This window comes from Streptomyces sp. NPDC001093 (genome assembly GCF_040298985.1).
Classification (GTDB): Bacteria; Actinomycetota; Actinomycetes; order Streptomycetales; family Streptomycetaceae; genus Streptomyces.
The window spans coordinates 103810-110813 of record NZ_JBEPBF010000017.1 but is presented as its reverse complement, the minus strand read 5'-3'; the positions used below and the strand labels follow the sequence as shown (position 1 = coordinate 110813).

Annotated in this window: 6 protein-coding genes and 2 pseudogenes; 1 reads left to right on the top strand and 7 read right to left on the bottom strand. The window is 68.2% G+C overall.

The genetic code is table 11. The features are described from left to right. Positions 1-42: 42 nt before the first annotated feature. The 7 genes and pseudogenes from ABT288_RS11735 to ABT288_RS11700 all read right to left on the bottom strand — a co-directional run bounded on the left by ABT288_RS11735 (position 43) and on the right by ABT288_RS11700 (position 5685). Positions 43-609: a VOC family protein gene (locus tag ABT288_RS11735; protein ID WP_351605410.1), complete on the bottom strand. Its 567-nt coding sequence runs from the start codon at positions 607-609 to the stop codon at positions 43-45. 732 nt (positions 610-1341) lie between these two features. After that, on the bottom strand, positions 1342-2310 hold the full coding sequence (locus ABT288_RS11730; RefSeq protein ID WP_351605407.1) for an alpha/beta hydrolase: 969 nt from the start codon (positions 2308-2310) through the stop codon (positions 1342-1344). A gap of 289 nt (positions 2311-2599) precedes the next feature. Next, positions 2600-3162, bottom strand: a pseudogene (locus ABT288_RS50170) (integrase); the annotation flags it as partial. A gap of 79 nt (positions 3163-3241) precedes the next feature. Then, positions 3242-3853 carry a hypothetical protein gene (locus tag ABT288_RS11715; RefSeq protein WP_351605436.1) on the bottom strand — a complete coding sequence of 204 codons (612 nt, stop codon included), beginning with the start codon at positions 3851-3853 and terminating at the stop codon, positions 3242-3244. Further along, positions 3745-4259 (bottom strand): annotated as a pseudogene (locus ABT288_RS11710) (metallophosphoesterase); the annotation flags it as partial. The gene ABT288_RS11715 and the pseudogene ABT288_RS11710, both read right to left, overlap by 109 nt. Positions 4260-4509: 250 nt before the next feature. Beyond that, a complete protein-coding gene (locus tag ABT288_RS11705; protein WP_351605405.1) occupies positions 4510-4902 on the bottom strand; it encodes an ATP-binding protein in 393 nt (130 codons plus the stop codon). 297 nt (positions 4903-5199) lie between these two features. Further along, positions 5200-5685 (bottom strand): MarR family winged helix-turn-helix transcriptional regulator, encoded by a 486-nt coding sequence (locus ABT288_RS11700; RefSeq protein WP_351605403.1) that lies wholly within the window; start codon positions 5683-5685, stop codon positions 5200-5202. Positions 5686-5831: 146 nt separating this feature from the next. On the opposite strand from ABT288_RS11700, the gene ABT288_RS11695 reads away from it, so the two are divergent. Then, a complete protein-coding gene (locus ABT288_RS11695; RefSeq protein WP_351605400.1) occupies positions 5832-6989 on the top strand; it encodes a PP2C family protein-serine/threonine phosphatase in 1158 nt (385 codons plus the stop codon). Positions 6990-7004: the final 15 nt, after the last annotated feature.

Sequence of the window (7004 nt, the reverse complement as noted above, 5' to 3'; positions counted from 1 at the left end):
TCAGCCCCAACGAATACGAACGCCGACACCACGCGGCTAAGCTCACGCTCGCCGCGTGATCAACGAAGCGTGTCCACCATCACGGGGGAAGGCCCGAGCACTGCTGCGTCCGCGGTCTTGACCGCTGAGCTCGGTGTCGAGTGTCTCCTGAGCCACACGCATGACTTCGGCGTACACGGGGTCCTGCAGCCGCTTCCACATCTCCTCTTCAGAGACGTCCTCGACGCGGCTGACCACCCACCAGATGTTGCCGAACGGGTCCTTGATACGGCCTCCGCGCTGTCCGAAGGCGTCGTAGGCCAAAGGCGTGACGACATGGCTGCCAGCTTCGACGGCTTGTGAAAAGGCTTGGTCAGCGTCGGTGACGAACACGCGCAGCAGACTTGGCATGGCGGGCCAGTTCGTGTGCCGGTCGAAGGCCAGCACGACGGTATCGCCGACTCGAATCTCGCCGTGACCGATCAAACCATCCTCGGTGGGCACTCGCGCCAGCTCTTCACCCCCGAACACCCGGGAGACGAAGTCGAGGAAGGCCCGCGTGTCGTCGGTGACGACCCAGGGGGCAACGGTGGTGTAGCCCGCCGGCGCGGAGTTGGTCTGCTCAGACATCACGGCCCTTCCGCCAATGTTGATTGCCAGCCGCGACGTTAGGCGGGATCTAGGTCAGTTTCTGTTCTATATGGGAGGGGCTGGGCGCCGGTGCTACCTCACGACCGCTTGGAGGTAGCCCGTCATAGCCCTCAGTCAGCGGAACCTGAGGTTGGAATAGGCTCACTCAGGGCCTGCCGGAACAGACTCCCCACCGGCGACCCAACAGCCTTCGGCGATCCCGTGGCGGACCGTCTCATGCGCCTACAAGCCGGCGCGGGCGGTGCCGTAGCGGTCGGTGACCTGCACGGTCGCGGAATCGGGCTCGCGCCCGGCCGAAGGCTGTGTTCACGTCCGGCGACTACTCGTCCGGGCGATCAAGTTCGGAACATCACTCCAAGCTGTCCAACCTCTTCGGCCGCGGCTCTGCCTGCCGTTCGGTTGGATGCCGAGGGGCCGCCAGCACCGTGCTGTGGCCTTCGCCCGCATCTGCTAAGATCACCTCGGCGGCTCCTAGTCCGTGGCGATCACCGATGCGATGACCGAACAGGGCTTTTCGGAGCGGAGGTTCGGCCCGGCCCTAACTCCCTCGGGCGCCGCATGACTCACGGACACGGGTATCACCCAGGAAACGGCACCACAGGTACGCACGTGCCTGGACTGGACGGAGCGGCGCTTGCATCTGGCGGGCGCGGTCGCCGCGGCCGTATTCCACCATGCAGTTCAGGAGTAAAGCTTCTGTGGTCGCAGACCTTAGGCTTGGCCGGTTCCGAGGGCGTTGCGCAGGAACAGAATGGCCTGGTCGATGGCTCCGCGGGCGGCTTTGGACTGGCTGAGGGAGTTGAGCAGCATGAAGTCGTGGACCGTGCCGTCGTAGCGCACGGTGGTCACCGGCACGCCGGCTGCTCGGAGCTTGGCGGCGTACGCCTCACCTTCGTCGCGCAGCACGTCGGCCTCGTCGACGATCAGCAGCGCGGGCGGCAGGCCGGTGAGCTGCTCGGTGGTGGCGTGGTTGGGAGACGCGGTGATCTCCGCGCGCTGGTTCGGGTCGGTCGTGTAGGCGTCCCAGAACCACTCCATCAGCTTGCGGCTCAGGTAGTAGCCGGTGGCGAACTGGTCGTAGGAACCAGTGTTCATGGCTGCGTCCGTGACCGGGTAGTACATGGACTGCTGTACGAACTTGACGTCGCCGCGTTCCTTGGCCATGAGGGCGAGTGCAGCGGTCATGTTCCCGCCGACCGATTCCCCGGCCACTGCCATGCGCTGTGCGTCCAGTCCCTTGGACGCTCCCTCGCGGATGATCCACTGCGCGGTGGCGTAGCCCTGCTCGATGGCCACGGGGTAGTGGGCCTCAGGTGACGGCGTGTACTCGACGAAGGCCACCGCCGCACGTGCGCCAACCGCCAACTCGCGCACCAGGCGGTCGTGGGTGCCGGCGTTGCCCAGTACCCAGCCACCGCCGTGCATGTACAACACGACGGGCAGCGTTCCGGTGGCGCCCTGCGGTTTGACGATGCGTACCCGTACGTCGCCCACGGTGGCCGGTACGGTGACCCACTCCTCGTCGACCGGCAGCTTGTCGACCGGTGCGGCCTGGAGGTCGTCGAGGACCTTGCGGGCTGCGGTCGGATCCAGCTCGTACAGGAACGGATGGTGCGAGGTCGCGTCGGCGAGCTCCTGTGCCTCGGGCTCAAGAACGATTGAGGCGGTCTGAGCAGCCATGGGAATACTCCCTGGGAAGTGCGAGAAGCGCATGGTGACGAGCGCAGGACGCTGAAGAGCGTCGCGGTGCGCTCGGGCTGTGGGGCGGCCAGTGGAGTCGACACCCTGGTTCAAGCCCCCGATGAAGCTAAATCCAGCATAGTCACGCATTCTCCGTCGCCGCATTCCAAGGAGCCGCTTTCGCCGTTCCGCACGCTGAGTGCGCGGCTCGGTGGCGACCAAGCCTCCTCGCCGCTCCACACGCGCTCGGCGCCACCCGCTCGGGCATCAGGCTTTGCTCGCCCTCGCCCAGCTCCGCAACGGTCACCAGATCGCAGGCGAGCAGTGCATCGGCTTGGCTGCGTGGGAAGTCGGCCCAGGTCGTGCTCTGTCGTGCGGGGGCGGGTGGGATGCCGTGCTCCTTGAGGATTTCCCACACCGTGGAGGCGGCGACCTTGATGCCCAGGGCTGCGTGTTCACCGTGGATCCGGCGATTCCCCCACGAGCTGTTCTCGCGGGCGAGGCGCAGAGGGCGCGGATCGATAGAACGGTAGGTGGGCGTCCGTGTCGCTTCGGGACGCAGGTCGCGGCATGGCGGTGCTTGAGCAGGTTGCGGTGCCAGCGCAGAATCGTGTCTGGGCGTACCAACAGAAGGAGCCGCCGCAGCTTCTCCACGGGGAGGTGGTGGAGCAGGCCGGCGAGGACGGCGCGGTCGGTGTCCTCGAACCTGGGCTTGCCGACCTGGCGCTGCAGGACCAGCAGTTGGTGCCTCAGCGCCAGTATCTCGATGTCCTTCTCCGTGCTGCTCATCGGCAGCAGGCGCAGGAACGCAATGGTGTTGGTCGCAACAAGATAGGCCAGGCGCAGCAGCACGACAGATCATGATGCCCCCGGGTGCCCTGCGCAGATGAAGACGTCGGCGCGAGCGCTGAGCACAGTCGGAGATCAGCACTCAAGGCCGCGACCTGCACGGATGATCTATCGCCACCCGCAGGGCCCTGCTCGTGGTCGTGGTGCTCCAGTCCTCGGACAGGGAGGCCAGACCTTCACCGCGTCCGGTCCGCAGATACTGCGCGGCGAGCCGCGCCACCAGTCCGTCACGGACCTCCCGGGTGACGTGTGGGTCGTTCAAGTCCACGCTGCCCGCGGCCCAGGTGCCGAGATGCTGTCTCAGTTCGGGCATGTGATCCCAGAAGTAGGCGCGGATCGCGGCGTCGTAGTCGAGCTCCGTGAAGCGCACGTGACCGTCCGGCCCGGTACCGGCGGAAATCTCACGCAGCCGCTCGGCGAGGTCCTTGCGTTGGAGTAACGGGTTTTCGTCCAGTGGGTGCCTGAGGGTGCTGAGCAAGAGTTGGGCCGCCTGGTGGACGACGTCGGCGTGGGCGCCGTGCAGCATGGCGACCGTGATCAGCAAGGCACGCTGCGGGCCCTCGCGTAATCCGGTGACGAGTGTGGCGATCTCCTTGCGCCGGTCGTCCCGCGCTTTGCGAGCCGTTGCGCACCACTGGCGGAATCCGTGGCCGGCGGGAGCTGCCTCGCGGGCGCGGCGTTCACCGTCTCGCACACCCGCGCCGACCAGCGGGCGCGATCGAGCGGGCCGTAGTGGGTGTCGGTGATGAGGACGACGCGGATGCCGTCCAACCCGGCACCCAGCCGTGGGAGTTGCACGTCGAGTCGGCGCACGCGTGGCACGCGGCGGGCCTCGGCGTACCCCCAGCCGAGCTGGCGCCGGCCGTGGCTGCGCACCATCGCGAGCGGCATACCGATCAGGCCGAGGAGAACAGCACGGTGCCGGCCAGCGTGACAGGGAGCGGCCAGTGCTGGCTGCTGTGCAGGAGCACCCAGCAGGGCACGGCCCACAGCAGGACGGGGGCGATCAGGGGGATGTAGCGCATCAGGCGGTGCAGTCGGCCCTGCTGCGGTGTTTGTGCTTCACCCTCGGCGGGCCTGGCGCTGCTGGTGTCGGTCACGCTTCCCCTCCCTGACCAGGCTGCCGTCTCGCGCACTGTAGCCGGTCGTCCTCGGGCCGGCCGGAGGGGCGTTCATGGGTGCGGCCCCGTGGGGCGAAGGAAGGCTGTCGGTTGGGAACCGGGGTCGGCCGTCGCCGAGGGAGGCGAAGGCCGCGCCGGTCGCGGCGAGCAGCACGACGTCGGAGAGGGCGCTGCAGATCTGGAGGGCGGCGGAGTTGGCACCGGCCTCCTGCGGTGTGGAGAGCCGGGTTCAGTGGGCCAGCGCGAGCACGGCCTCTACCGTCTTGCCGGACCTGTGTGTGCTGACTCGTACCTCTTGCGCCAGTTCCAGGACCAGCGGCCAGCCGAATCCGCCGGGCTCCCACAGCGGAGTGTTGCGCCGGTGAGGAGGCGTGGGGCTGGCGTCCGCCACCCGTACGGTCACGGTTTCCTCGTCCGCCCGCAGTCCGAAGCCGGTCACTCCGCCGGCGTGCCGGATGGCGTTCGTGACGAGTTCCGACACCGCGAGGAGTATCGCCTCCGCCTGAGCGGAGTCGTCGGGCTCCAGGACGGACAGGAAGATCCGCGTGATACCGCGTGCGTCCTCGGCTGTTCGAGGACTCCTGGCGGGCCGGTGCACATCCTCCGTGAAGGAGGGCACCATCACTCACCTCCGATCTCAATGGGTGCTTTTGTCCGCTTACCCGGCAGGGCCGGGATCAGACGCGTTCCACTTACAGGTGAGTCCGCAGGTCGATCGACGGCGGTCTCGGGGTATCCGAAGCCGTGAAAGCCCCCAAGACGTTCGTTGCCATGCGGGAACAATGACCGAAGACCGACCAACCAGCCGTGCCGTACCGCACGAGGAGGGATGTGGAATGTTCCGGCGGACGGCAACCGCTCCGCGCACCACCCATCGACGCCCAGGAGGGTCGGGAGGCCCGGTGGCGCGACCCGGCGTTCAGGCCGTGCGGTCGCCGGTCCGCGCGTCTTTGTCGTCCATCTGCAGTGTCGCCGCGTCGCAGAACGCCTCCAACCCCTCCAGCAGCGCCGCTCGTTTGCCGACGGGCATGAGCCTCAGCACCGTCTGCAGCTCCTGCTCCCTGCGCGTGCGCAGTTCGTCGAGGAAGGCGCGGCCCCGCTTGCTGAGGTGCAGCCGGACCTCGCGCCGGTCGGCCTTGCCGATCACGCGCTCGACGAAGCCGGCCGCGACCAGCCGGTCACAGAGCCGACTGGTCGCGGGGGGCGCGGAGGAGAGCGCGTCACACAGGGCGCGCAGGTTGATACCGTCCTGGTGCTCCAGGGTCAACAGCACCCGCATCTGCGACGCCGACGCCGGCGCGGTGGTGGCCCGGCCCCACAGGACTTCCAGCAACTCTCCGGCCGTCGCGGTCACTCGGGCGACCTCGACGGGTTCCGGGCGGGGACGGAATGCGGTCACTGTCACACTCTCGCAGGCACTGGGACGGTCGCCAGCGTACTAGGCACCCGCAACGGCAACAGATGGTTTGAACGGCTTGGCGCGGCTACCGAGCGGCCTCCTCGCGAGCGAGGCCGGTACGTGTCCACCGAAGGATTGGTGTGTTTACCACCGTGAACAGATACGTGACCGCTGAGCGGGCTCTGCGCACAGCGGCATCCCACGAGTTGCTCGACGCCGTCCGTCGCGTGCTGGTCGAGCAGTACGGCGCGGAGTCCGTCGACCTGCTGATGGCCGACTACGGGCTGACGGTGCTTCAGCCTGTGTCGGTGCCCCACACCGGGGAGCCGGTGTCCGTGCACAACAGTGTGGCGGGCCGTGCTTTCGGTGCCCAGGAACCGGTCGTCGAATCCGCTTCCGGCGGCCGCGTGCGGGTGCACCTGCCGGTCAGCGTGCGCGGGGACCGGCTGGGAGTGCTGTCCGTGACTCTCGCGCACAGGGGCGGGGTCCGGGAACTGCTCGGTGAACTCTCCGACATCGCTGAGGTGGTCGGCCACGAGCTGCTCGTCGCGGAGCGGGACACCGACATCTACGTGCAGGCGCGGCGCAAGGACCGGCTCACCCTGGCCGCCGAGATGCAGTGGCAGCTGCTGCCCGGACGCTCCTGCTCCCGCCGCGAGTACGAACTGGCGGGGCAGTTGGAGCCGGCGTACGCGATCTTCGGTGACAACTTCGACTGGTCCGCCACGGCCGACCGCCTGATGCTGTACGTCACCAACGGCATGGGGGAGGGGATAGAAGCCTCCCTGCTGACGAACCTGGCCATCAACGCCCTGCGCAACGCCCGCCGCGCCGGGCTCGCCATCGACGACCAGGCCGCCCTGGCGGACCAGGCGGTGTACGCCCACTACCGGGGCCGCAGCTACCTGTCGGTGCTGATGTTCGACTTCGACCTCGCGACGGGCCGCGCCGAGGTGGTGGACGCCGGCTCGCCGCAGATGCTGCGGCTGCGCGGCGGCGCGGTGGAACACGTCACCTTCGAGGCGCAGCTTCCGTTGGGCATGTTCGAGGAGACCGACTACGTGGCTCAGGAGTTCCAAGTCCAGCCCGGTGACCGGCTCGTGTTCGTCAGCGACGGGGTGTACGCGGTTGCCGACCCCAAGGGTGAGGCGTACGGCGATGTCGCCCTTGCGCGGGCGATCCAGGCCACTCGGCTGCTGCCGGCCGCCGATGTCCCGCGCGCCATCCTGCGGGAGTTGACCGGCCACCGCGGTCGTTGTGTGCCCGACGACGACGCGCTCGTCGTCTGCCTCGACTGGCACGGCACCTGACCCCGGGCAGGATCG

What these genes read in the sequence shown, in the direction of transcription:
- ABT288_RS11730 (WP_351605407.1), bottom strand. Translation starts at nt 2,310, where the DNA reads ATGGCTGCTCAGACCGCCTCAATCGTTCTTGAGCCCGAGGCACAGGAG.
- ABT288_RS11705 (WP_351605405.1), bottom strand. Translation starts at nt 4,902, where the DNA reads ATGGTGCCCTCCTTCACGGAGGATGTGCACCGGCCCGCCAGGAGTCCT.
- ABT288_RS11735 (WP_351605410.1), bottom strand. Translation starts at nt 609, where the DNA reads ATGTCTGAGCAGACCAACTCCGCGCCGGCGGGCTACACCACCGTTGCC.